Genomic DNA, 23804 nt, shown 5'->3' with positions numbered 1-23804 from the left:
ATATTATCGTCTTATTTTGAATTAGGAATAATAATAGTTACAGGATTCAAAAAGCGGATGCATAGCAAACGAAGTGGTTAGTTATTAAATAAAAATTTTGATAACTAACCATGCTTTCTTTATAAAATTATGTTGAAAAATCACAATGAATTAAATATAAAAAATAAAGTTTCACCAATGATTAAACCACAAAAGACAATTGTTAATCATCGTTATTTAATTGAATTTTTACAAAAAGAATTACAAAATATTCATCAATATGAAGATTCCCTATCTTTACTTATTATGGCAATTGAGGAAGTTCAGGAACTCGATGATAATCAATTTGCTAAAGACGAAATTATTGGATCAGTGACTAAATCAATCATAAAATGTATTCGTCGTGATGATTGTTTTGCTCAACTGAGCAAAGATGAATATGTAATTCTTTTGCAGTTTACGAATACCCAAGCAGCAATTACTGTAGCTCAACGTCTATGTAGAAAAGTTTCAGGATTATCTTTTATTATTAACCAACATTTAATTAAACCTACCCTAAAAATTGGCATTGCTAGTTCTCAAAAAAGTGATCTGAATATTGATGAGATTTTAACACGAGCTAAAGAGGCACTTTTAACAGCAAAAAATAATAAAGATAATAACTTTATCGTTCATCCAATAGATTTAGAAATTTGGTTAGCACAGTCCAAAAAAACTAAAAATTATTAAAAATAATAAGATGGTTATGTTTAAGCTGTAGAGGATGGTTTTAAAAAGATAAAAATAACAGCACTGCAATAACGAGTATGTTCTTTTATGGTATTATTTTTTAGTAGTGATAAAAATGTCGTGATAGTGGAACGGTTCTATAATGCTTTCAGTCTCTTTATTTACTGGTAGCTAAATTAACAATTTTATTTTACTATGAGAAAAGAAGAAATGTTATATTTAAATAAAATCATGAAAAAGCGGATTATTTTTCCCCTTAATTATTTGTCTGTCTCTTTTTTACTTTTAATGTCTTGGTCTAGCGTGGCTTATGGTGCGGTAGATCGGGATGCAACGCCCGAAGAAATAGCTAAGGTAGATAATGCTTTAAAAGAGGCTGGTTGTTCATCTTTCGACGATGTAGATTTTTATTACAGTCTGAATCTCTTTAAAGCTGATGATGTTATGTGTAATGATGGAAAAAAATACGATGTTTATCTGGATAAAAATTTTAAGATTGTCTCGAAACGGGAAGATCTAGATTAGAAAAATAAATTATACAAAATCCGATTAATCAAGTAGAAATGTGCCATGATGCGTTGCTACAGCCTAAAAAATAGGGTGGATATTATCCCCCCTAGCTTTGGTTAGTTGTTAGTTGAAGTGTTTAGTTGTTATTTATAGTCCGATGTCTGACGATAAACGATTCAAGACATTCTGATGACGTTTTCTGGTTTCTTTTTCTTGGTTGAAAATAGATAGACGTGCTTTTTCTTGAATCGATGTTACCGGTTGTTCCACAGGATGGGTTTGTGATACACCAACATTGTTATATGGAACTCCTCGATAAGTTAGTTTGACTATTGGTTGTATGACGAATGGCTTTTTCAGATTGCGGAATCTCCAATCGAGTCCTCGATATTTTCCGCCAATATTGCCGTCCGTCGTTTCAACTACAGGAGGGTTGTAATCGTAACTAACACCGCGATAAGTAAGTTTCATGGGTTTTCGCTCCTCAATATGTTGTGTTTTTTGAGGCGCGTTCCTTCGGGATTTTTCCCTACTTCCGTCTTTTCCTTAAATGAGGGGAAAAAGATGAACGATTTTTCTGTCTGTATCTATTGTTACAATTATCTAAAAAAATGTCAAGGGGTCAAAATCATTCGACCCCCCAAAAATGGTAGTAATTTTACCTTTATTTCATACGGTTAGGCTGTAAACGTTGATTGGGTAAAGGAATTGGAGGTGTAGTAGTCGGAACTTTGATCGAGGGAAGCGGGACTAATTCAGTAGAACTAGGTGTGGTTAATGGTGTCGTCGTTGTTGTGGGTGTTGTTGTGGGTGTTGGTGTCGTTGTAGGTATTGTTGTTGTAGGTATTGGTGTAACTCCTGGTATTGGTGTAACTTCAGGTTCAGATGCAGGAATTTCGTCGGTAGGAATGGGGGATGCGGGTTCTGTAGGTTCTGTCATTTGAGCTTGTTGTTGCTCAAAACCTAATAAATCTTTACTATAAGGATAAAGATTTTGCCAGCGTTTGACATTGGGTTCATTGTTCCAATTGTCTCGGTTGACTTGTACAGTTAATACAGGTGCGATCGCTCCTTGATTTTCACCAACGATTAAAACCCGCAATTCTTCTAAAGAATTATTTTCTTTAAAACGTTGTTGTACGGTATCTGTCGCTAGAGTTTGCGCCCGTTGTACAAATTGCTCGTAGTTTTCCGACGTTTGACGGTTAATGGATAAATTTACTTCTGTTGGATTTGCTAAAGTAATTCCAGATGTTAGTATTCCACCAAAAAGAGTAATTAGACCAAAAAATTTATTCATTGCTTTAGAGTTACGACTGTAACTGGAGAGATTAGATTAAGTTGTTTCAGTTCCCCTATCTTGTTGAAGTAATGACGGTTTTTTGGGTGTTAGGGTTAGGGGTTTGACTGCTAAGATTTTGAAAGTATATCTTGCCAATTGTGAATAAAAAGAGTAGATAAACGATCGCTTGTCCTAAATATAGAGTTTGACGATAACCAAAAAGTGCTTTTAAAAGAATGCCTGGAAATTGTTTATCGCTTAAAATAGCGGAACCATCCCAAATTTGAGGACCGAGTAAACAGGATGAATTCTGGAATAAACACCGATTTTTTCCTGTCATGAGCGAAAATAAAGTCACTGCTTGATCGAAATGCTTTAAAACACCGATTAATAAACCACCGACGATTAATAACAGGAATATTCCCATTATTTTGAAAAATAGACGGATATTTAATTTTATACCACCTCTAAATAATAAAATACCTAGAATTGATGCTGAAATCAAACCCGCGATCGCTCCTATTGTTGTTGCAAGCCATCCTTGATCAAATTGCGCCAAAATAAATAAAACGGTTTCAAATCCTTCTCGCAATACCGCAATAAACACCAAGAGAAAGACTCCTTTTCCTGCTTGTTCATTTTGACTTAAAGCGGTAGTAATTGCCCCTTCTACTTCAGATTTCATCGATTTTGCTTGGCTCGTCATCCACAGTAACATCCAACTCAACATTATCACCGCGACTAAACCAAAAAGGGCTGCTAAAATTTCTTTAATTAGAGGTGTATAAGGACTAGGTGAGTGATTAATTCCTTGTAAGATACCTCCTAACAGAAATCCGATCGTAACACTTGCGATAATACCTGCACTAACCCCACGAATAACCCAGCGATAGAGTTGAGTTTGTTGTGCTTTATTTAAACACGCTAAAACAATTCCAACCACTAACGCTGCTTCAAAACCTTCTCTTAGGGTAATGACAAATGTTGGCAAAGCTGCACTAAAATTCATGGTAATTTGATATGGTTTGGAGACCAAACCCCTACTAATTCCTGTACATGATTGAATATAAAGCAAAATCAAGTAATGGTATCGTAGAGACGCGCCATGATTCGTCTATACAATGGTTGGAAACTTTTGTTAATTTTTTGTAATATATATTATAAAAAACTTGACAATATTAAAAATTTATTTTACAACTAATCGTGTCTAGCGATTGTACTGTAAACGGAAAAAATCTAAATTTTCTTTTTCCCTAACAAAATCTTGTATCTGTAGCCCTAACCTAAGATAAATTGCGCTTAATTAAAAAAACTCATTTTTTCATCAATGAGTTGAAAACGCGTTTTAAGATTATTAGCTAAAGTTGGTGCGCGACAACTTTATACGATTTCGGAATTCAAACAAACGAAACATGAGTGAATCATTTTTTCTCTTGCTCATAAAAATTTCTATGAAGGAATTTTTAAGCAAGAGATGAAATACTGATTCGTCGTTGAAAAGGAAAGTCAATCATCGCATTGAAAGAGAGAGAAGAAATTATGACTGAACAAACTAATCTGTTAATTCCTTGGGATAATTCCTTAGATAATGAAAATTTAACAGCACTGAGATACGGGCCTTGGCTCGATAGTGAAATTGATACAATTGAGCAAGCAAGTGTTCCAATCCAGATTTTTGTCGTTGCAGTAGAAGAAAATCAAATCATTTTTCAAACTGTAGCTCAACATCAAGCATCAAGTGATCTTACCACGCTAACTATTCAAGTTGAGGCGACGGATGAAGCGGAAGATAAATTAAATCTTATTGCTGGTCAAATTTCATCGATACTGGATAATCTACGATCGAAAATAGAAGGACAAGATCTCAACAATGTTCCTTTACTCAATGATATTTCGGTCGAGGATTATGTAAACCAGTTGTTAAATGGAGTCGATACAAAAATTATCGATGAAATTAATCAAGAAGGTACAGATAGTGTTGATGCAGTACGGAAAGCGTTGTATGATGCACTATCGGATTTGAATTTGTTGCTAGATTCTACAGGAGATAGCGCAGTTACGATCGATGATATCAAACTCGTCCAAAATGATGCAGATGCGATCGACTTTCAATTTAAGATCGGAAAAAGTTTTACACCAACACTTGATTTAGCCGAAAAATTAGGATTACCGTTTTTAGGACTCGATATTAGTGGTGGAATTAGTGCCTCTCTTGATTTTGGTGTAGCCATTGGGTTCGGAGTCGATAAAGATGGTAATGTTTTTGTAGATACTGGGATTGATGATGAGTTTCAAGCAGGAATCGGCGCAACACTCCAAGATTCTAGTAATAATCCCTTGAATTTTACGGGAAAATTGGGCTTTATCAATCTTACTGCGGTGGACAACGGAAGTTCTATCACAGGGGACTTGACAGCCGACCTAACAAGTGCTATGGCTGATAGTAAAGGAAGAGTCAAAATTAGTGATCTTGGTAGTCTGAGTATTGCATCTACAGAAAAAGCTAATGCTGACTTGAAGCTTAAACTAGAAACAGGTTTTGGCAATGATCTATTACCATCGATCGCAGCCGATTTTAATTTAATCGGTTTGAAGTACGATAGCAATACGAGTACACCAGCGCCGAGTATTTCCTTTGATAACGTCACTCTAGATGTAGGAAGTTTGGCAAACACTTTAGGTGGTGGTGTTTTAGGGAAGGTGCAAGAAGTTCTTGATCCGATCGCTCAAGTTCTTGATCCGTTTATTTCTCCCTTACCCGTTATTGGCTATTCTTTTTTAGATTTAGTACCAGGTATTCCAGAAGAAACACGCGAATTTGTCAAGCAACTTAATGAAATTTTAAATGCAAGTGTTCCGGGGGGAGCAAGTGGCAAAATTGATTTAGGTAGTTATGTTCTATCAGGAGATGTCAGAACAGATCCATTAAACACTACAACGCCGTCACCTGAAGCAGCTTTAGCCTCTTTCGTAACGTCTAGTTCTCTAGAACCCGACTTTCTCAAAGATTTAGAAGATATTGGCTTTGATTTTCCCTTATTTGATGGGGATGTGGCAGATGTTGGAACAAAAGTCGTCAGCTTACTACTGGGAAAAGATAATGTAGATCTGTTTACCTATCAATCTCCTGAGTTTCGTTTTGAATACACTGTACCCGATATTAAAATACCGATTTTTGGGCCGATTTTCTTTTCTATTGGTGGTGAAGCTCATGCAAGCGCACAAGTAAAATTAGGTTATGATTCTTATGGTCTTGCTAATGGCGATCTAACTGATGGTTTTTATGTCGCTCGACCTACCGATCCCCTCAATCATCCCAATGTAGGAGGAGGAGCGCAAATCGATGCAAAAGTCGGTGTATCAGTTGCCGTTTTTTCTCTAGCTATAGGTGGTGGTGTTGCGCTCGATTTGGGTTTTAATATCAAAGAAAGTTTAGATGGACTCGATGGCACTGTTGATAATAAAGTTAGAGGCTCTCAATTAATTGCTAATCCTGCTTTCTGTGCTTTTCAGTTAGATGGTGGGTTATCTGTCATCATTTTTGGACAGCTAGAAATCGATCTCGGATTTTTTAGTGTAACTGAACGGTTGAATTTAGCTGATATTAAACTTATTGACTTCACTCAACCGATCGACTGTGATGGAAGTAGTTACTTTAATGTAGATGATGCTGAACCAACAGAACATCAAAAAGAGCAATTTAGAAACGCGGGAATTATTGAGCGCAAGGGAACTGATGGCGACGATAACATTACCGTAGATCATGACGGAGGAAGCTACAATAATCCTGAAAGTTCCGACGAAAAAGCCACAGTATATGGTTTATTCGATCCAAGTTACCCCATACCAGATCCTTACGAGAATGTCAAGTTAGCGGTGATTAACGGTGAGGGCGGAAATGACACGATCGTCTTTGATGAAATGCAAGCACCAGGGCAGATTAAAGGAGGATCTGGAAACGACACAATAACCACAGGAAAAGGAAATGATTTCCTAAACGGGGGAGAAGGCAACGATTTTCTAGACGGTAACGATGGGAAAGATACAGCCGATTATGGTGATGCACCAAATGGCGTAAATGTCAACCTTTTATTATTTACGGCTTCTAACGACGGTTACGGAACTGTTGATGCTATCTTCGATATCGAGAATGTTCTAGGTTCGAGCAAAAATGACTCGATTGTAGGAAATTCTGAGGAAAACTATCTCAACGGTGGTGATGGCAACGATACCCTAAATGGTGGTGCCGATGACGATGTACTCCTTGGGGGTGCGGGTGCAGATTATTTAGATGGTGGTGATAATATTGATACGACTACCTATTTTGACTCACCTTCTGCGGTTTTTGTCAACCTCTCCAATGATAATTTATTTGGGAATATTACGGCTCCTGATGGCATATCTCCGCTATTTTTGATGGCGCATCAAGGGCAAGGCGGTACAGCACAAGGCGACACAATAACGGGAATGGAAAATGTCTCAGGGTCAAGCTATGATGACATTCTAGTAGCCAGTAATGGTAATGGTATTATCGATGGCTGGGACGGAAATGATATTATTTACGCTGGCCCGATCGGTGATACACTCATTGGCGGGAACGGGGTAGACTGGTTATCCTACAAGCTTTCTAATGGGGGTGTTGGAGTTAATGTCAGCCTCAAAGATAATTCATTGTCTGGAGGTTTTGCTAGTGGGGACAAACTGCAAAAACTCGTTTACACAGGGAAAGACGGTAATCTAGAAGACGGTAACTCTTTTGAAAATTTAGAAGGCTCGAAGTACGATGATGCCAGACTAGAAGGTGATGATGGTAATAATATTATTCGAGGTTTAGCTGGAAATGATAATCTATCGGGAGCTAATGGAAATGATACCCTCATCGGTGGTGCTGGCGCAGATTTCCTGAATGGGGGTGATGGCGAAGATACCGCAAGTTATCTAGATTCACCCGATAAAGTCATTGTCGATCTCGAATTTAATAACGGTTTCTTAGCTGATGCGGAAGGTGATACTTTCTCTAGCATTGAAAATTTAATCGGTTCCAACTACGGAGATACACTCTATGGTAATGGTGTCAGTAATAAGATTTATCCGAGTTTGAGTAATCGTCAACTCGATTTTGTCGATGGTGAAGGAGATATCGATATCCTTTATGTAGACTACTCCATTGATGATTATGGGGAAGGTGTTGAAGGTGGGTTCAATGGATTTACTACAGGTAATATCAAGCATTATGATATCGGCAAAACCACACTGTTAGATGAAGTGACGTTTGAAGATATCGAAAGTCTGGTGCTAACTGGTACGATTCGTAGTGATGCGATCGTCGGTGGTGCGGGTGATGATACGATTTGGGTTAGTGAAGGTAATGATTTTGTAAACGGTGGTAATAATAGTCTCGATGGTATTGTCGCTAACGATTTTATAAACACTGGTAGTGGTAATGATAGTCTCGATGGTGGTAAAGGAATCGATACCCTATCCTATGATTTTACCCACAGAAGCGAAAATATTACCTTAGAAAGCTTCGATATCACCACAGAAAAACAAGGTACTAATCTTTTTCTGCCTTCTATTCCTTTTTTCCAAAATAGTATTACGATTCAAAACTTTGAAATCTTCAAAGACATTGAGACGGGTTTTGGTAATGATATCCTCACCCAACTCGACAGAGTTAATAATTATTTTAGTACAGATGGTGGTACAGATGTAGTCAATGCGGGTTTAGGGTTTGATACCGTTGATGGTGGTACAGATTTTATCATCGGAATTGCTATCAACGACGTTTCATCTCCTGTCATCGATACACTAATTATCGACTATTCCCAAGGTGATACGGGTAGCGAAATGGTTATGTTTGTCTTCTCGGAGGACGAAAGCGGTTTCGCTTACAGAAGCATCGATCCTAATGATGTTGAAGCATCTCTATTAGACTCGATCGACTTTAGTAACTTTGAGGTTTATCAAGTGACTGGTACTAGCAAAGGTGACACTATAGTACTGGGATATGGAAATGATACCATTTTCGCAAATGCTGGTGATGATTACTTAAGGGGTAATGGTGGTGACGACTTCATTGATGCTGGCGATGGAAATGATGTGATCATCGGATCTGATCAAACCAGTTTCTTTGATATTGATACCCTAACAGGTGGTACGGGGGCTGATCTCTTTATTTTGGGGGATTCTCTTGTGGCAGGAAGTGGGCTAGATCCCCATTTTTATGACAAATCTGGTCTAAATGACTATGCTTTGATCACTGATTTTAATCCTGCTCAAGGAGACGTAATACAATTACCTAAATGTGGTGTAACAAGCGGTTCTGGTTTCGGTAGTGGTTATGTACTACAAGATTTCTTTGGTTTAGGGCAATTTCTCTATGCAAATTATGGACAAGAACTCATTGCTTATTTGCAAGGTGCAAGCGGACTTGATCTCAATGCTTCTTATTTTAGTTATGTTGGTGATCCTTGTTTTGAACCTCCTTCCTGATTGATTTAAACAGATTTATTTGGGTAGATTATTGATCTTATAGTCGCTAAGGGTTTGTCTATCAGGGTTTGGAAATAAAACCCCTACATATTTAATTAAGAGAAGCTATATCTACCCATTTCCTCGTATGTTTCGTATTTACGCTTTTTTAAAGGATGTCGAAAAATGAAATATTCTCGTTATATAATCCCTTCTTTGATGCTTTCTATTGGTGCTAGTTTTAGCTTTTTCAACACTTCAGCTAAAGCTTTTACCGTTACACAAAATAATAATCCGTCTGCTTTACAAAATGCTTTGTTAGGTAGTGATCCCAATACTTATGCAGGTTTAAGTAATTTTCAAATTAGTCTAGTTGGTGATGCAAGAGCCTATGGTACTTTCACTGATGATCCTTTTGGGTTAGGATCTGCTGTAGCCCTCAGTACAGGACGAGTTGAGGATTTAGCGGGTATTAATACGTGTTTCTCTTTTTGTCAACCCGATCTAATTACTGATTTAGGTTTACCTGGTGTTGCGGGCGACTCTATTTTCTTAATTCTCAGTTTTGATGCCGATCAGACTGTTGATCAATTATACTTCCAGTATGTTTTCGGTTCGGAGGAGTTTCCAGAATTCGGAGGATCTTCATTCAATGATACTTTTAACCTCTATCTCAATGGGGTTAATTATGCGACTTTGAGCAACGGCGATCAGGTTACAATTAATAATCTTGCGGTTAGTCCGAATGGGCCTTTTAGTCCTGATTTGATCTTAAACCCAGTAGGTACCGGCCCCGCTAATGATGTCACTCGCTTAGATGGATACACTACACCTCTACTCTTCACCGCACCTGTAGTTAAAGGACAAACTAATACTCTTGTTATTAATATTGCTGATTCAACTGATGGCATTTATGATTCTGGTGTTTTTATCAAAGCTGGAACTTTAGGCAGTGTTTGTCCCGTAGGAGTTAATTGTAACGGTGGAACTACACCAGGAACTACACCAGGTACAACACCAGGAACTACACCAGGTACAACACCAGGAACCACACCAGGTACAACACCAGGAACTACACCAGGCACGACCCCAGGTACAACACCAGGAACTACACCAGGAACTACACCAGGTACAACACCAGGTACAACACCAGGTACAACCCCAGGTACGACCCCCGGTACAACCCCCGGTACAACCCCAGGCACGACTCCAGGTACAACACCAGGTACCACACCAGGTACAACTCCAGGTACGACACCAGGTACAACCCCAGGTACGACTCCAGGTACACCATCAATACCCGAACCTAGTTCTAGTCCTCTTTCTTTTGTAGCATTGGCTCTAGCAGCGATCGGACTTGCGTTATTTCAGAAAAAGAGTTAACAATTAATCACAATAAAATAACCTAAAATTCCCTATTCATTACCTAAAAATGAATGGGGATATTGTCAAAAATGTCAAGATTTTATGTTAAAAAAAATTTTTGAACTCGATTTACGATCGCTGGCTTTTTTTCGCATTGCTTTTGCTGTATTAATCATCACTAATCTTTGGGAGCGTTTTAGCTCTTTAACTGCTCATTATAGTGATTATGGAGTTTTACCCAGAAGCTTTTTAGGACAAGGTTTATCAGAACCTTGGGTTTGGTCAATTCATCTTTTTAGTGGGGAACCTGCTTTACAAGCTATCTTATTTTTTATTGCTTTTCTGTCTGCGTTTGCTTTATTAATTGGTTATCGAACTCAATTTGCTATTGTTATTTGTTGGCTTTTACAAGTATCAATTATTAATCGAAATTGGTTAATAAATACGGGAGGCGATAAAGAGGTTGCCTTACTATTATTTTGGAGCATTTTTTTACCATTAGGTGCTTATTATTCGGTTGATAGTGCGCTTAATATCTCTAAGAAAACGATTCCTAAAACTTATTTTTCTGGGGCAACAATAGCTTACACTTTACAAGTTTGTATGGTGTATTGGTTTGCCTGGGCGTTAAAATCTGATCCGATGTGGTGGCGCGATGGTACAGCCGTCTACGCTGCATTAAGTATTGATTATATGGCGACAAGTTTCGGTAGTTTTTTATTAAATTTTCCCTCATTGCTAGTATTTTTTAATTTTTTAACTTTAAAAATAGAATTACTCGCACCATTTTTGTTATTTATTCCTGTTAAAATGAGTTTTTTTCGCAGTTTTGCTGTGATTTTATTTATTTTAATGCACATCGGATTTGGTTTATCATTAAGACTTGGTGTATTCTCTTTTATTGGTGCGATCGCTTGGCTGTCTTTTATTCCTAGTTCAATTTGGGATACTCTTAGTCAACGTTGGATAAAGTCTCAAGAATTCTATCAAGTTTATTATAATTCAGGATGTGATACTACTATTAAATTAATCGGGATTTTAAAAACATTTTTAATTTTACCCAATGATTTATTTATTCCTGTACAAAATAATTTAGATATCTTTAATTTACTCAAAAATAAAAATAGATTATGGTTAGTCATTGATTCAAATTCTCAGCAATATGAGCAATTTTCCGCTTTTAAATATTTGTTAACTCAATTACCAATTTTCAAACCATTTAAATTTTTATTCAAAATAAAGATTTTTGATTTATTTTTAGATTTAATTTATAAAATTTTGACTAAAACTTGTCTTTTATATCAATTTAAATTCGGTTCTTTAAATGTTCGATTTAATACATTTACAAATGTAATAACTATGTATTTAATAGGATGTGTAATTTTATGGAACTTAAATACAATTAATCCTTCTTATGGCTTACCAAAACATATGATCATACTCAATAAAGTTTTAGGATTAGATCAAAACTGGGGTGCATTTTCTCCTTATCCCTCTCCTGATGACGGTTGGTATGTTATTCCTGGAAAACTACAAGATGGCACAGAAATTGATTTATTTCGGGAGGGAAAATCTGTGACTTGGGAAAAGCCTAAAATAATCTCAGCTTTGTTTCCTAGTATGTATTGGCTGAAATATATGGAAAATATCTGGAGACAAGTTCAAACACCTTATCGATATTATTATGCTCAGTATCTTTGTCATAATTGGAACAGTCAACATCAAGGAGCAAAACAATTAGAAAGTCTAGAAATTTATTATATGTTAGAAAGAACTTTGCCCAATTATCAAACACCCAAAATAGAAAAAGTCCTACTCTTTAAACAACAATGCTAAAAAGTATCATCTAAATCTAGAGGTGGGTTTGTTGCGTTGTCTTAAAAAACGTCATCACAACCCCAACCACTAACTTTAATGATCAATAAAATCCCGTAACATTTTCTTGATTTCGATGTTGTGTAATTCTTCTTGTCCAATCATTCCTCTAGCAAATTCTTCTAGATAGACACTGGCATTTTCTACAGTATCGAGCAACACTTTATACAATTCTAAGGCTTTTTTTTCATGGTTGAGGCTTTCCGTCAAAATAGCTCGTAAACCATGCTCATAGCTTTCCTCAATGGGTGCTATTTTTAAGCTAGGATGACCTTCTAGACCTGTTAAAATTTCGCCGACTTGTTGTGCGTGGGTGAGGGATTCGGTGGCTTGTTGCTGAAAAAACTGCACAATGGGAATACGATGTGGCCCTGTAACCATCAGAGAATAGTGAGTGTATCGTACTACTCCCGCTAGTTCAAATTCCATGATCTGGTTTAGAAGATCAGTTGTTTTTTCTCGGTTTAATTCTCTCATTGCGTTTAGAGGTATAGTTGCTCAACTCATTTTAGCGAATAACTAAGAGCAAATGATAACAGGAAGTTGAGGATCTCTATCAATTCAGCGAATTTGTATGCAGCGAATCATCAATGATTATTGAGAATAATTAGTGTTTGAGTTGAATAATAATTGGGTTTGGAGACCAAACCCCTACATTATCATTAAAAATTATTCTTCGGCAGAATACAGATCATCATCGTCTGTTGCTGCGGGGAAGGATGTGTCTACTGCTGTTACAGGTTTAGACTCTCTATCTCTAGGGAATGATCTTTCAGAGGTTCCAGAGTCGGAAATGGCAGTAACCAGAGGTTGATCGGTATCTAGTTTAATTGTCAAATAACGAATTACTTCATCAGAAAGACGCATTGCTCGTTCAAGAGGGGCGACTTGCTGACCGTTACATTTATAATTGACTTGAACATAGAAGCCTTCATTAAATCTATTGATGGGGTAAGCTAGGCGGCGTTTTCCCAAATTTTTGACTTGAATTTCTTCTGCGCTGTGTTCCTGTAAAAAAACCTGATATTTTTCTACTTGTTGGTTAACCTGCTCGTCAAGTAAGTCTGGGCGCAGGATATACATCATTTCGTAACTTTGTGGCATTTACTTCGTCTCCTTATGGACAAAATGGCTTCTTTGTCAAGTGCTAGACAAAACCTCTTCGGATTTGTTATTTAGCATTAAATAAAGAAGCAAGGATATACGATCTTACTACTTCTTTAGTCCCGATCGCTAGTTATAAAGCCAAAAAAAATATGGCGCAACGTTACGTTAGAGTAAAAAACTATCAAGGACAAACCTACTATGGTTTGCTTCAGCTTAACCGAACTGTCGTCGTTTTGGATGCTCCGCCTTGGTTGGGTGGTAAACCCACTGATATCATCCTCACAGCCGATAGTTATCAACTTCTTTTTCCTTCTAACCCCTCGAAAATTATTGCGGTGGGGAAAAACTATTCAGATCACGCCGCCGAAATGGGTACACCTGTTCCTGATGAGCCTTTGCTTTTTCTCAAACCCCCAACCACACTCATCGCAGAGCATCAGCCCATTTACTACCCATATCAGTCAGAACGTGTAGACTATGAGGGAGAATTAGCTTTAATTATCGGACAAGAGACTAAAAACTGTTCCATTAACCAAGCGCGTCAAAAGATTTGGGGATATACGATCGCAAATGATGTAACTGCGAGAGATCTGCAAAAAAAAGATGGTCAGTGGACGCGAGGCAAAGGATTTGATAGTTTTTGTCCCCTTGGCCCTTGGATTGTCCGGGAAATTAACGCTGATGCCAAGATTACGACGTTTATTAATCAGGAAACACAACCGCGTCAGTCTGCTTTACTCTCTGATATGGTGTTTTCGCCAGAAGAAATCGTCTCTTATATTTCTCAGATTATGACACTATTACCTGGTGATATTATTTTAACAGGGACACCCGAAGGAGTTGGGCCTATGGAAATCGGCGATCGGGTTCGAGTCGAAATCGAAGGAATAGGTATATTAGAAAATCATGTTGTCGCTTATGCTCAAACACCTTCAATTAATCAGGAAAATCCTACATTACCTAAATAAAAAATTAATATAATTTGTCAAATCTTTAGGGTAAGCAATACGGTTTTATATAAAAAATTATTAAAAGCTTGCCTTGATTGCTATTCTAAGCCGTCGATTCCTGTTTTTTCTATTAATAGCAAGTTCCGAGGAAAAAAATTTTTAAGAGTTTCTTTCTTGATGAGTTTTTCCGTTTGCCTGACGGAATAAAGCTCTGACAAAACCTGCGCCAAATTGTTTATCTGGCTCTTGAGTATACCACCACGCCCAAGCAATTAAAACGGCTTGAAAAGGAAGTCGCGCCCAATACAATGCTTTAATATCAGGAATTCCTTCTATTGCAATACCATTGATCGCCTGATTAATATTAGCTGGAAATACGGCAATATATAGAGCAATAAGTCCCCAAGCCGCAGCTACACTAACATAAGGAATTAATAAACCGATTCCGCCTAATATTTCAAAAACACCGCTAATATAAACTAATTCAAGAGGATGGGGGAGTTGTGGCGGGACAATTTTTACATAGGGTTCAGGTTTAATAAAATGCGTGATCCCTACTATAATAATGGCGACAGCGTGTATACCACGAAGGATTTCTTTACGATTCATCGCTCTAATTTTCTGTTATTAATGGTGTGTGTAAAGACGTGCCATGGCACGTCTCTACCAATATCTGTTGTTTACGCTTCTTCCCAAAGTTTACGCACATGAGGAGGTAGCCACTCGGCAACTTCTTGTATACGTTCTTCTGAAAGTTCATCTTTTGTAGCAGAGAATACAGCCTGAACGGCCACTTCTCTATCTAATGCTGGTGCTAAACCGCCTTCATTTTCGACGCGGAACAAAAAGCGATCGTCATTAATCTTAAAGATTCCAGGGCCTTGCCAAGGTGGACGAACTCGACTTAAAAACCCGACAATGGGGTTAGTATCTTTCCAAAGATCAGCAACTTCTAATTTAAGTCTTTTTTCTTTCGTTGCATAAGCTTCTTCATGTAATTCCGATTCTACATGATCGGCGGCTTCTGTTGTCATTAAATCGCGCATCACACGAAATACAACTTCTGTAAAATCCCTAGCATCATAAGGATCAGCAAAACCACCTTTTACCATCACTTTTTCTAAGAATGAACCATTTTCATCAGCAAGAATGGCTCTACGATCTTCTATTTCTGATGGATCGATTTCTGGTCGATTTTTGTTGAAAACTTCATCTGGCATAATTTTTTTTATGTTTCTTAAAATTGAAGAATCAAACTCATATCAGTAAAATCGCATAATTTAAAACCATTCAGCATCATCCAGAAGTTTTAGATATTATGTAGACGAAAGGCATAAATAGAGAAAAAGAGGGTAGAATTAGCCGTTGTATTGTTGGCTAAACTACCCCCACCAGAGCTACAAGATTGAATTATTGTTTAAATTAGGCTATTTTTTAGAATCCTGCCGTAGTGAGGGTAACATCGCCATATTGCCAAGCTTTTTCTAGACGAGTCTTAACGGATCTGGCTTCCTTGGTTTTGCCTTGTGCTGCTAAACTTTGAGAGAGTCCATAAAGTGACCAACCATTCTCAGGATAGATTTTTAATTCTTCACGAAAGACTTTTTCTGCTTCTATCGGTTGGTTTGCGGTGATTAAAGTTGCTCCGAGTAACTGTCTTGCAGGATGATACCAGTCTTGAGGTTCCGTGTAAATTAGAGAATCTTCGATCGCAACGGCTTGTTTAAGATGAGCGATCGCGCTGCTATAATCATTTTGTTTGGCTGCAATTTTAGCCGATAATACTTCAGTAGCGATTTTCAGTACTTTTGCCGTTGAGTTGAAACCCCAAATTTTGAATTCTTCTAAAGTAGGATCAGCAGCAATAGTTTTAAGATTAGCTAACTCCTCTATTGCTTCTGTCAGTTTTCCTAAAGCAGCAAAAGCCATTCCTCTAGCATAGTGCCAAACACCTGTAGGATATTGTAAATCTTTGTCGGGTGCAGAAGTAGAGAGAATTTTATTCCATAGTCCAAAACGAACATAAGTATAAAGGGGAATGGTGTAATAATGTTGTAGAGAAGCAGCCAGATTAGGATCGCGCATCAGTTCAGGATTTACTTTAGCTGTATTTAAAGCGGCATCAAGTGCAATTTTACTTTGACCATTCATGAGGGCTGCAAACCAGAGAAAATGTTGATTATGAGGCATATAAGCTAAAGGATACAACCCCTTTTGATGACAGCCAGCAAGATAATTTTGATCGGCTAGAATTGCGTTTTGATTAGCGATGACGGCATCATGATAGCGTCCTACTCTAATATAAATGTGAGAGGCCATATGTACCAGATGTCCAGAGTCGGGGGCAAAGTTGAGTAAGCGATCGGCTGATTTTTCGGCTAATTGGGGTTTTTCGGCTTCTACGGCGTGAATATAGAGATGATTCGCCCCAGGGTGATTCGGACTGCGTTTTAGGATAGATTCTAGAGTAGAAATAATTTCCACTGCTTCGGGTTTCGGTTCACCATTTTCTTGCCAATAGTTCCAAGGTGTGGTATCCATTAATGATTCGGCATAAAGAGTCGCTGCATCGAGATCATCGGGATATTGTTGTGAGACTTGTTTCATCGCTTTGGCAAAAGCAAGATCATAGGGTTTGCGATCGCTCACAGGTTCCGCCGTATAGCGCAAGGATAAAGCATTAATATAAGCTTTTTCTTTGTCTGAAGCATAGGGGCTAAGTTCTTTGGCTTTTTGGATGGCTTTCCACGCATGACTAACGGCAGCATCATCCATCGGTGCGTTAATATTAGGTCCAGAAACTAAAGCAATTCCCCAATAACAAATTGCACAATTAGGATCAATTTTAGCGGCTTCTGTGAAGGAACGGGCAGCCTCAGCATGATTAAAACCGTAAGCGAGGGTTATTCCTTGATCGAAGTATTTTTGAGCGAGTTTAGATTGACTTGAAATCGGATGATGATGATTTCCTAACTTTTGAAATAAAGGTGCGGTAGTATGATTGGTATGTGTTGGGCTATGGTTTTCGGCTTTTAGATAATGATTGAATCCTGAAAAACTAATGCTGAGTATTAAAGTGATGATGAATAGTTTGCGATACATTTTTAGTTCCCCTCTTGTCGTAGTTTTTCTAGTAATATTTGTCCTTGTTGAATTTCAGTAATATTATTTGAATAATCAATACTAACTATCCGAAATAAAAGACCTAAAGTAATAATACTGATACACAAACTGAGGTGATTTGCAATATTTAATAGAATATCTTTATCAATTTTTAACATCGTCAACCTCTTTGATGACCTGATAGTGAATTCAAGAAAATAGATTAGAGAACAATGATGAGTAGCGAGGGTTAAGACATCTTGAATTCTATCTTTGAGGTCATCAATAGCTTTTCAAATTTATTGTTTGTCTTGTACCCATTTGCAAGTTAGTTGAGCGTTTTCGTCTAATGTCCATTGCATGACTAATTGATTCGCTTGATTGGATTTTTGCCGATGAACAAAAATCACTTTTTCTTGTTCTTGAATATCAGGTGAAATCAGAATAGCAGGAACCATTTTAGTTTTCTCCAATAAATTAGGTTTGGTAAATTATATTGAGTTTGTTTTTCTCAGTTTTTGCCCACTTTAGAGATAGCTGATAAACTCTGATTTTGGGCTGATTAGGAATAATTGAATCTTGTTCAAATTTAGAAGCTTTTTGAGATTCGTATGAATTCGTCATCGGAATATCTCCAATTTATGTAGGAACTTGCCAACGCCAGTTAATGGCTTTAGGTTGTTGATAATTCTTTTTAAGTAAATAGCTTTCTTGATATTTCTCGTTAGGTACTCGATAACGCCAGTTGATTGTACAAGGTTTTTCATAAGCGAGCGGTTGACGAGTATTATAAGCAAAAGTTTGACCGCGATAGATAAGTTCCATTGTTTTTTTCTCCTAGAAATTTGATTGTTTTGTTTTGGGTAGAAAGACGAAACCAAGATGTTACATTGTGTAACAAATTCCACGATATTTAAGTTGTTTTTGGGTGGGATATTGTAAGAAGGTTGTCGAATCAGTTTGATAAGAATTTCCGCGATATTTAATTGTTTTATTGGTTTGAACAAAAGGAAAAGATTGAACTTGGTAAGAAAGACCGCGATAACAAAGAAACATTGTTTTGACCTCACTCATTAATAAAATTGAATTCCGTTTTTTAGAATTGATTGATTTGCTTTGTTAACTCTAATATCTCGCTTATTCTCAGTTCACACCAGGATTTTTAGGCATCTTCGACAGGCAATTTAAGAAATTCTTCAAAAGCCTTGTCTTATATAGATGGAACCAGATAACCAATCTTCGCTAGAATGTCTTAAAGTGCCTAAAATGCCTATATGTGATCTGTGAATGAATCCAAACAACAACGCCAAAGAGGAGTCATTCCCACTCCTATTGGTCTAAAAAAGCTACAAGAGGCAATTCTCGCTTTAGAAAAAGAGGATGCTTTTGAATATCGTTTTACTCAAGAACGAATTAGCGAACACACGGGTTTAGCAATTCGGACAATTCGGAAAGTCTTTAACCGTGAGGGTTTAGTCAGTATTAGTACTCTCCAAACTCTGTTTAGTGCATTTAATTTAGAATTAGTCAAGAGTGACTACACGAAACCGAAACTAAAAGAAGAAACGACGGTTAGTTCTTTACCTTCTGTGTCCCAAAATCGTATAGATTGGGGAGAGGCGATCGATGTTTCTTTTTTTCAGGGTAGAAGTACGGAACTTCTTACACTACAAAATTGGATTATTAAAGATAAGTGTCGTTTAGTTCTTCTGTTGGGAATGGGAGGGATCGGGAAAACCGCTTTATCTGTTAAGCTAGGACTACAGTTAACGGATCATTTTGAATGTATTATATGGCGATCGCTACGAAATGCGCCAACTTTTACAACCCTAATGAGTGAATTAGTCGAATGTCTGTCGGATCATCAAGAAAAGAATGGGGATATCCGTCAGTTTATTGCATATTTGCGATCGATGCGTTGTCTGATTATTCTCGATAATTTAGAAACCCTTCTGCAACCCCAAGGAACCGCCGGACAATATCGTAAAGGTTACGAAGAATATGCTACTTTATTACAATCTGTTGCAGAGATTGGACATTCTAGCTGTATTGTGCTAACCAGTCGAGAAAAACCCTCAGAGATTGCAGCATTAGAAGGATCTGGGTTAGAAACACGTGTCCTAAATATTAAAGGTTGTCCTGAAGCGGCACAAGCGTTATTATCAGCAAGTGGGTTAGTGGGAACACCAGAACAAAAACAAACCCTCGCGGATGAATACGGTAATAGTCCTCTAGCCCTAAAAATTGTTGCTAATTCGATTAAAGATTTATTTGATGGCGATATTCCGACTTTTTTGGCACAAAATACTACTGTTTTTAATCATATTCGCTATCTGTTAGCCCAACAATTCGATCGTCTTTCCCCACTAGAACAGAAGATATCTTATTGGTTAGCGATTAATCGAGATTGGACATCAATTCCGACTCTAATTGACGATATTACACCACCAGTGACCAAAAAAGACTTATTATCCGCGTTGGAGTCCCTGAGTTGGCGATCGTTTTTGGAACATCAAACCAGTCGCTACACCCAGCAACCCGTCGTCATGGAATATGTCACCGAACGTTTATTAGAAAATGCGATCGCTGAATTTTCTCAAACCAGTTCAAATGATCTGAAGCTTTTGCGGAATCATTCTCTGTATAAAGCGCAAGCAACCGATACAATTAAAGAAGTCCAACAACAGTTATTCATTATTCCCCTCATTCAAGAATTACTTAATCGTTTTGGTCAACCCTATCACGTTCAAGACTATCTGATCGGTCTTTTGAGGGAATTGCAAACATCTACAGAAAATAATTATTTAGCGGGTAATTTACTTAATCTTTTACTCTATCTCAAAACCGATCTCAGTTATTTTGATTTATCTAATCTCACCATTTGGCAAACTGATTTTAGAAACATTAATTTACAATCGGTCAACTTTACGAATACTAATCTATCCAAATCTATCTTTTCTCAGGCGTTTGGAACCGTATACGCGATCGCATTTAGCCCCAATAATCAACAATTAGCCACTGGACACGCAGACGGAACGATCAAAATATGGCAAGTTAATACAGGACAGTTATTAGTCACCCTAAAAGCTCATCTTAGTTCAGTTTGGACACTTGCGTTTAGTCCAAATGGCGAAATGATTGCAAGTGGTAGTTTTGACACCTCGATCAAACTCTGGAATCTAGCGACCTTTACGGAATATCATACTTTATATGGTCATCAAGATTGGGTGAAAGAAATTGCATTTAGTCCCGATGGTAAGGGGTTGTCCTCGCCACCTGTGGGCGAGGCTTGTACGCCCCGTCAACTTTTAGCCAGTTGTAGTAATGACCAAACAATTAAAATCTGGAATAGTCAAACGGGAAAAGTAATACAAACATTCTATGGTCATACTGCGCCCGTCACAACCATAACTTTTCATCCCCACAATAATTATGTAGTCAGTGGTAGCGAAGATCTAACCCTGAGATTTTGGGATCTCAGTACAGGTGAATGTCTAAAGATTTTAGAAGGGCATACGACGGCTATTTCTTCTGTAACTTTTAGTACAGATGGAGAAATTTTAGCCAGTAGTGAGGAACAACTGATCAAACTTTGGACAGCAGAAAGCGGAAAATGTTTGCATACATTGGGAAATCTAACCTTAGTTTGGTCAGTTGCATTTAGTCCCGATGGTCAACTTTTAGCGGGAAGTGATGGACAAACCCTCAGACTGTGGGAAGTCAAAACGGGAAAATGTTGTCAAATTCTTTCTGGATATACTAGCCAAGTTTGGTCAGTCGCATTTAGTCCAAATGGACAACTTTTAGCCGCGAGTGATAATGAACAAGTGGGGTTATGGAATGTTCAGACGGGAGAACGATTAAGATCTTGGCAGGGTTATACTGCTTGTGTTGAGTCATATTGGTCATTAGCATTTGATCCAACGGGTGAACGTTTGGTGAGTGGGGACGGGGCCGGAAAAGTTAGAGTGTGGGATATTGGAACGGGTGAGTGTCTCAAAACTTTTCACCAACCCAAAAAAACATTTCATGCAGTCGCTTTTTGTCCCGATGGTAAAACGATCGCAGGAGGTGGAGATGATGGCAAAATTGAGTTATGGAATATTGAACAAGGAATAACCAGTCAGTCGTTATTCGGACATACAGAAACGGTGTGGACACTTGCGTTTAGTGATGATGGTCAGTTTTTAGTTAGCGGTAGTAGCGATCATACGATTAAACTATGGGATATTAAAACGGGTCGTTGTCTAAAAAATTTGACGGGACATAGTGAGCGTATCCTATCGGTTAATTTTAGTCCAGATGGTGCGTTTTTGGCGAGTGTTAGTGGCGATCATACAATTAAACTATGGGATATTAAAACGGGTCGATGTTTACAAACTTTTGAAGGACATCAAGGATGGGTTTGGTGTGTCGCTTTTAGTCCTGATAGCCAAAAAATTGTAAGCGGTAGTGGCGATCGAACGATTAAACTATGGAATATAAATAATGGAAATTGTCTAGCGACGTTATCGGATCATACTAAGTTAGTTTGGTCGGTGATGTTTAGTCCCGATGGTCAAAGTTTATTGAGTGGCAGTGCTGATCAAAGTGCTAAACTGTGGAATCTGCAAACCTTACAATGTCAGCATACGTTTAAAGGTCAGACTGATTTTATGTGGGTTTTCCACTATTCTAAAAATGGTGAAATTTTGGTCAGTGGAAGTACTGGAGAACTGATCCATGTTTGGAACTTCCTGACGGGAGAATGTCTAAATACACTGCGTCGTCCTAAGCTTTATCAAGATATGATTCTCAGCTTAACTTCGGGTTTGTCACAAGCGACTCTTTTAAATTTACAAGCATTAGGGGCAAAAATTTAGTTCATTGCGATATTCATCTATATTTATCTAAAACACTCTCCGCTAACTGAATACGGGCGCAAATGACGGGTTCATTTTCTGATTCTCTCATTTCTTGAAACCGTGTAAAAATTTCCTCTAGTTGAAATGTCCCATCTGTAGAGATCGCAAAATTTTCTAAACCCACAATAGCCGCATAACGTACCACCCATTCGGGATCTTGAGATACTTTGAGTAAAGCTGCTAAAACTTCTTGTTTTGCTCTTGTAGCATCCTTTAAGGGCATTTTTTCCCAACGAATACCCCCTAAACCTTTAGCCGCCGAACGACGCACACTCAGAGAAAAATCATTAAGGGCAGCATCTAATAATAATTCTAAGGCACGAGGATCACCAATTCCAGCTAAGGCACGAGTAGCCCAAGCTCTCGCCCCATAATTATAGCCGTCCACTTGTTCTAAAATAGGAGAAACCGCAATATCGCCCATCTCGATCAAGCCATCAACAGCAGCAACAGCAGCCCCAGGATTATTGTATTTTAAAACATCGATTAAAGTAGAAATAGCGGCTTGATGACGAATGGCACAAAGGGCTTTAACTGCATCGAGTAAACCCTCGGATGTATCTGCTTTTTCGACTGCTTGAATGAGTTCTGTTACGTGATTTTCCATTGTTTTCATAATAATCCGTCCATCAGTTCCATCACGTGTTTACTTTGATCAGATAAAGCATCCGACTGTTGTTTAAGATGATTTTCGAGTAATCCTTTGAGGGCAATCAGTTTTAAACTATTTTCTGCCAAAGTATTATAGATGGGGTCGGCTGCGTTTAAATAACCGATCGCTCCTAAATCCATTAAAGCAGAACGGCGTAACTGTAGGTCTTTTCCGTCTAAGGCTTGAATTAGACGATCGCCATAACGATTTTCTCCCGTCAGTTGATATAATGCTCGTGCTGCTGCATATTGTACCTTTTCGGTAGAATGGGCTAGAAATGGTTCAATCATTAAAATAGCGTTTCGCGCTCCCAGTGTCCCCAATGCCTCTAAAATAGCCTCGTATGGCTGTCTCAGATGAGGTTTACCGTCCACCTGCACTGCTGCTTCGACACCTCCATCAAGTAGATTAATTAAAGCAGGAATACATTGCTCATCGCCAATCATTTCGAGGGCAAAGGCGGCGGATTCTCTGACATAATAATCTTCACAGGCGAGACAGTCGATTAATGCAGGAACGGCGGCGATCGATTCGAGTTTACCTAATGCGGTGGCTGCATTGCGTCGCAGAGGATAACCCCCATCGGGAGTGCGATCGGTTTGATCACCTAAAGCATCAATCAGCATTGTAATCGCTTCTGGTTCTTTGACACGGAACCGTCCTAACCACCATGCGGCATAATAACGTAAACCTGAATCGTCTTTTTGTTGTAGGTTAGCGAGGGCTTGTTCAACGGTGAGAGAGGGACTATTAGACTCGTATTCGGCAAAATCAGACATTAGAATTTAAGATTTATAAAAATTCTGTTTTAGTGTAGAGTAACCTTTGATCTATTATACGGCAAGCTTTGACGCAGATTAAATAATCATATCATCTCG

General features: G+C 38.0%; 22 protein-coding genes and 1 riboswitch. Of the genes, 7 read left to right on the top strand and 15 right to left on the bottom strand.

Translation table 11 applies throughout. The features are described 5' to 3' along the window. The first annotated feature begins 129 nt into the window (after positions 1-129). Together C7H19_RS09320 and C7H19_RS09315 are read left to right on the top strand one after the other, a co-directional pair. Positions 130-708 carry a GGDEF domain-containing protein gene (locus C7H19_RS09320; RefSeq protein WP_106456601.1) on the top strand — a complete coding sequence of 193 codons (579 nt, stop codon included), beginning with the start codon at positions 130-132 and terminating at the stop codon, positions 706-708. Between the two features lie 195 nt (positions 709-903). Further along, on the top strand, positions 904-1233 hold the full coding sequence (locus tag C7H19_RS09315) for a hypothetical protein (RefSeq protein ID WP_106456600.1): 330 nt from the start codon (positions 904-906) through the stop codon (positions 1231-1233). Positions 1234-1365: 132 nt separating this feature from the next. Here the strand turns inward: C7H19_RS09315 and C7H19_RS09310 are convergent, their stop codons facing one another. The 3 genes from C7H19_RS09310 to C7H19_RS09300 form a co-directional block, all read right to left on the bottom strand. Next, positions 1366-1689 carry a DUF4278 domain-containing protein gene (locus tag C7H19_RS09310; protein WP_106456599.1) on the bottom strand — a complete coding sequence of 108 codons (324 nt, stop codon included), beginning with the start codon at positions 1687-1689 and terminating at the stop codon, positions 1366-1368. Positions 1690-1723: 34 nt separating this feature from the next. Then, a riboswitch (Glutamine riboswitch) is annotated at positions 1724-1791 on the bottom strand. Positions 1792-1882: 91 nt separating this feature from the next. Then, positions 1883-2518 carry a hypothetical protein gene (locus C7H19_RS09305; RefSeq protein WP_106456598.1) on the bottom strand — a complete coding sequence of 212 codons (636 nt, stop codon included), beginning with the start codon at positions 2516-2518 and terminating at the stop codon, positions 1883-1885. Between the two features lie 55 nt (positions 2519-2573). Next, a complete protein-coding gene (locus C7H19_RS09300; protein WP_106456597.1) occupies positions 2574-3509 on the bottom strand; it encodes an FTR1 family iron permease in 936 nt (311 codons plus the stop codon). 530 nt (positions 3510-4039) lie between these two features. Between C7H19_RS09300 and C7H19_RS26330 the strand changes: the two genes are divergently transcribed. From C7H19_RS26330 to C7H19_RS09285, 3 genes are all read left to right on the top strand, one after another. Then, positions 4040-8992 carry a beta strand repeat-containing protein gene (locus C7H19_RS26330; protein WP_106456596.1) on the top strand — a complete coding sequence of 1651 codons (4953 nt, stop codon included), beginning with the start codon at positions 4040-4042 and terminating at the stop codon, positions 8990-8992. Positions 8993-9157: 165 nt separating this feature from the next. Then, the gene (locus tag C7H19_RS25595) at positions 9158-10354 is read left to right on the top strand and encodes a choice-of-anchor L domain-containing protein (protein ID WP_181280559.1); all 1197 of its coding nucleotides are present in this window, start codon (positions 9158-9160) and stop codon (positions 10352-10354) included. An 84-nt stretch (positions 10355-10438) separates the two neighbouring features. After that, positions 10439-12172 (top strand): HTTM domain-containing protein, encoded by a 1734-nt coding sequence (locus tag C7H19_RS09285; RefSeq protein ID WP_106456595.1) that lies wholly within the window; start codon positions 10439-10441, stop codon positions 12170-12172. Between the two features lie 75 nt (positions 12173-12247). Here the strand turns inward: C7H19_RS09285 and C7H19_RS09280 are convergent, their stop codons facing one another. Together C7H19_RS09280 and rpsF are read right to left on the bottom strand one after the other, a co-directional pair. Next, the gene (locus tag C7H19_RS09280; protein ID WP_106456594.1) at positions 12248-12688 is read right to left on the bottom strand and encodes a ferritin-like domain-containing protein; all 441 of its coding nucleotides are present in this window, start codon (positions 12686-12688) and stop codon (positions 12248-12250) included. Positions 12689-12880: 192 nt separating this feature from the next. Next, entirely contained in the window at positions 12881-13315 is a 435-nt protein-coding gene (gene rpsF / locus C7H19_RS09275; RefSeq protein ID WP_106456593.1) for a 30S ribosomal protein S6, read from the bottom strand. A gap of 152 nt (positions 13316-13467) precedes the next feature. Between rpsF and C7H19_RS09270 the strand changes: the two genes are divergently transcribed. Beyond that, the gene (locus C7H19_RS09270; RefSeq protein ID WP_106456592.1) at positions 13468-14286 is read left to right on the top strand and encodes a fumarylacetoacetate hydrolase family protein; all 819 of its coding nucleotides are present in this window, start codon (positions 13468-13470) and stop codon (positions 14284-14286) included. A gap of 141 nt (positions 14287-14427) precedes the next feature. Here the strand turns inward: C7H19_RS09270 and C7H19_RS09265 are convergent, their stop codons facing one another. The 8 genes from C7H19_RS09265 to C7H19_RS09245 form a co-directional block, all read right to left on the bottom strand. Further along, on the bottom strand, positions 14428-14877 hold the full coding sequence (locus C7H19_RS09265) for a DoxX family protein (RefSeq protein ID WP_106456591.1): 450 nt from the start codon (positions 14875-14877) through the stop codon (positions 14428-14430). A 71-nt stretch (positions 14878-14948) separates the two neighbouring features. After that, positions 14949-15488, bottom strand: coding sequence for a DUF2267 domain-containing protein (locus C7H19_RS09260; protein ID WP_106456590.1), 540 nt, complete (start codon positions 15486-15488; stop codon positions 14949-14951). A gap of 214 nt (positions 15489-15702) precedes the next feature. Then, a complete protein-coding gene (locus C7H19_RS09255) occupies positions 15703-17370 on the bottom strand; it encodes a tetratricopeptide repeat protein (protein ID WP_106456589.1) in 1668 nt (555 codons plus the stop codon). Positions 17371-17372: 2 nt separating this feature from the next. Beyond that, complete coding sequence (locus tag C7H19_RS25590; protein WP_181280558.1) at positions 17373-17549, bottom strand: hypothetical protein; 177 nt, start codon at positions 17547-17549, stop codon at positions 17373-17375. Between the two features lie 120 nt (positions 17550-17669). Further along, positions 17670-17828, bottom strand: a complete 159-nt coding sequence (locus C7H19_RS25585) for a hypothetical protein (protein WP_181280557.1) — start codon at positions 17826-17828, stop codon at positions 17670-17672. A gap of 19 nt (positions 17829-17847) precedes the next feature. Further along, positions 17848-17994: a hypothetical protein gene (locus C7H19_RS25580; protein ID WP_181280556.1), complete on the bottom strand. Its 147-nt coding sequence runs from the start codon at positions 17992-17994 to the stop codon at positions 17848-17850. Between the two features lie 15 nt (positions 17995-18009). Next, entirely contained in the window at positions 18010-18195 is a 186-nt protein-coding gene (locus C7H19_RS09250; protein WP_106456588.1) for a hypothetical protein, read from the bottom strand. 60 nt (positions 18196-18255) lie between these two features. After that, entirely contained in the window at positions 18256-18444 is a 189-nt protein-coding gene (locus C7H19_RS09245) for a DUF4278 domain-containing protein (RefSeq protein WP_106456587.1), read from the bottom strand. Between the two features lie 209 nt (positions 18445-18653). Between C7H19_RS09245 and C7H19_RS09240 the strand changes: the two genes are divergently transcribed. Continuing rightward, a complete protein-coding gene (locus tag C7H19_RS09240) occupies positions 18654-22232 on the top strand; it encodes a WD40 domain-containing protein (RefSeq protein WP_106456586.1) in 3579 nt (1192 codons plus the stop codon). 13 nt (positions 22233-22245) lie between these two features. Here the strand turns inward: C7H19_RS09240 and C7H19_RS09235 are convergent, their stop codons facing one another. Together C7H19_RS09235 and C7H19_RS09230 are read right to left on the bottom strand one after the other, a co-directional pair. Then, on the bottom strand, positions 22246-22881 hold the full coding sequence (locus tag C7H19_RS09235) for a C-phycocyanin alpha-cysteine-84 phycocyanobilin lyase subunit CpcF (protein ID WP_106456647.1): 636 nt from the start codon (positions 22879-22881) through the stop codon (positions 22246-22248). 5 nt (positions 22882-22886) lie between these two features. Beyond that, positions 22887-23705 (bottom strand): C-phycocyanin alpha-cysteine-84 phycocyanobilin lyase subunit CpcE, encoded by an 819-nt coding sequence (locus tag C7H19_RS09230; RefSeq protein WP_106456585.1) that lies wholly within the window; start codon positions 23703-23705, stop codon positions 22887-22889. Positions 23706-23804: the final 99 nt, after the last annotated feature.

This window comes from Aphanothece hegewaldii CCALA 016, assembly GCF_003007785.1.
In the GTDB taxonomy this organism is placed as follows: Bacteria; Cyanobacteriota; Cyanobacteriia; order Cyanobacteriales; family Microcystaceae; genus Chroococcus; species Chroococcus hegewaldii.
Note: the sequence above shows the minus strand (reverse complement) of the source record. Positions and strands in the feature narration are given on the sequence as shown.

What these genes read in the sequence shown, in the direction of transcription:
- C7H19_RS09320 (WP_106456601.1), top strand. Translation starts at nt 130, where the DNA reads ATGTTGAAAAATCACAATGAATTAAATATAAAAAATAAAGTTTCACCA.
- C7H19_RS09315 (WP_106456600.1), top strand. Translation starts at nt 904, where the DNA reads ATGAGAAAAGAAGAAATGTTATATTTAAATAAAATCATGAAAAAGCGG.
- C7H19_RS09310 (WP_106456599.1), bottom strand. Translation starts at nt 1,689, where the DNA reads ATGAAACTTACTTATCGCGGTGTTAGTTACGATTACAACCCTCCTGTA.
- C7H19_RS09305 (WP_106456598.1), bottom strand. Translation starts at nt 2,518, where the DNA reads ATGAATAAATTTTTTGGTCTAATTACTCTTTTTGGTGGAATACTAACA.
- C7H19_RS09300 (WP_106456597.1), bottom strand. Translation starts at nt 3,509, where the DNA reads ATGAATTTTAGTGCAGCTTTGCCAACATTTGTCATTACCCTAAGAGAA.
- C7H19_RS26330 (WP_106456596.1), top strand. Translation starts at nt 4,040, where the DNA reads ATGACTGAACAAACTAATCTGTTAATTCCTTGGGATAATTCCTTAGAT.
- C7H19_RS25595 (WP_181280559.1), top strand. Translation starts at nt 9,158, where the DNA reads ATGAAATATTCTCGTTATATAATCCCTTCTTTGATGCTTTCTATTGGT.
- C7H19_RS09285 (WP_106456595.1), top strand. Translation starts at nt 10,439, where the DNA reads ATGTTAAAAAAAATTTTTGAACTCGATTTACGATCGCTGGCTTTTTTT.
- C7H19_RS09280 (WP_106456594.1), bottom strand. Translation starts at nt 12,688, where the DNA reads ATGAGAGAATTAAACCGAGAAAAAACAACTGATCTTCTAAACCAGATC.
- rpsF (WP_106456593.1), bottom strand. Translation starts at nt 13,315, where the DNA reads ATGCCACAAAGTTACGAAATGATGTATATCCTGCGCCCAGACTTACTT.
- C7H19_RS09270 (WP_106456592.1), top strand. Translation starts at nt 13,468, where the DNA reads ATGGCGCAACGTTACGTTAGAGTAAAAAACTATCAAGGACAAACCTAC.
- C7H19_RS09265 (WP_106456591.1), bottom strand. Translation starts at nt 14,877, where the DNA reads ATGAATCGTAAAGAAATCCTTCGTGGTATACACGCTGTCGCCATTATT.
- C7H19_RS09260 (WP_106456590.1), bottom strand. Translation starts at nt 15,488, where the DNA reads ATGCCAGATGAAGTTTTCAACAAAAATCGACCAGAAATCGATCCATCA.
- C7H19_RS09255 (WP_106456589.1), bottom strand. Translation starts at nt 17,370, where the DNA reads ATGTATCGCAAACTATTCATCATCACTTTAATACTCAGCATTAGTTTT.
- C7H19_RS25590 (WP_181280558.1), bottom strand. Translation starts at nt 17,549, where the DNA reads ATGTTAAAAATTGATAAAGATATTCTATTAAATATTGCAAATCACCTC.
- C7H19_RS25585 (WP_181280557.1), bottom strand. Translation starts at nt 17,828, where the DNA reads ATGGTTCCTGCTATTCTGATTTCACCTGATATTCAAGAACAAGAAAAA.
- C7H19_RS25580 (WP_181280556.1), bottom strand. Translation starts at nt 17,994, where the DNA reads ATGACGAATTCATACGAATCTCAAAAAGCTTCTAAATTTGAACAAGAT.
- C7H19_RS09250 (WP_106456588.1), bottom strand. Translation starts at nt 18,195, where the DNA reads ATGGAACTTATCTATCGCGGTCAAACTTTTGCTTATAATACTCGTCAA.
- C7H19_RS09245 (WP_106456587.1), bottom strand. Translation starts at nt 18,444, where the DNA reads ATGAGTGAGGTCAAAACAATGTTTCTTTGTTATCGCGGTCTTTCTTAC.
- C7H19_RS09235 (WP_106456647.1), bottom strand. Translation starts at nt 22,881, where the DNA reads ATGGAAAATCACGTAACAGAACTCATTCAAGCAGTCGAAAAAGCAGAT.
- C7H19_RS09230 (WP_106456585.1), bottom strand. Translation starts at nt 23,705, where the DNA reads ATGTCTGATTTTGCCGAATACGAGTCTAATAGTCCCTCTCTCACCGTT.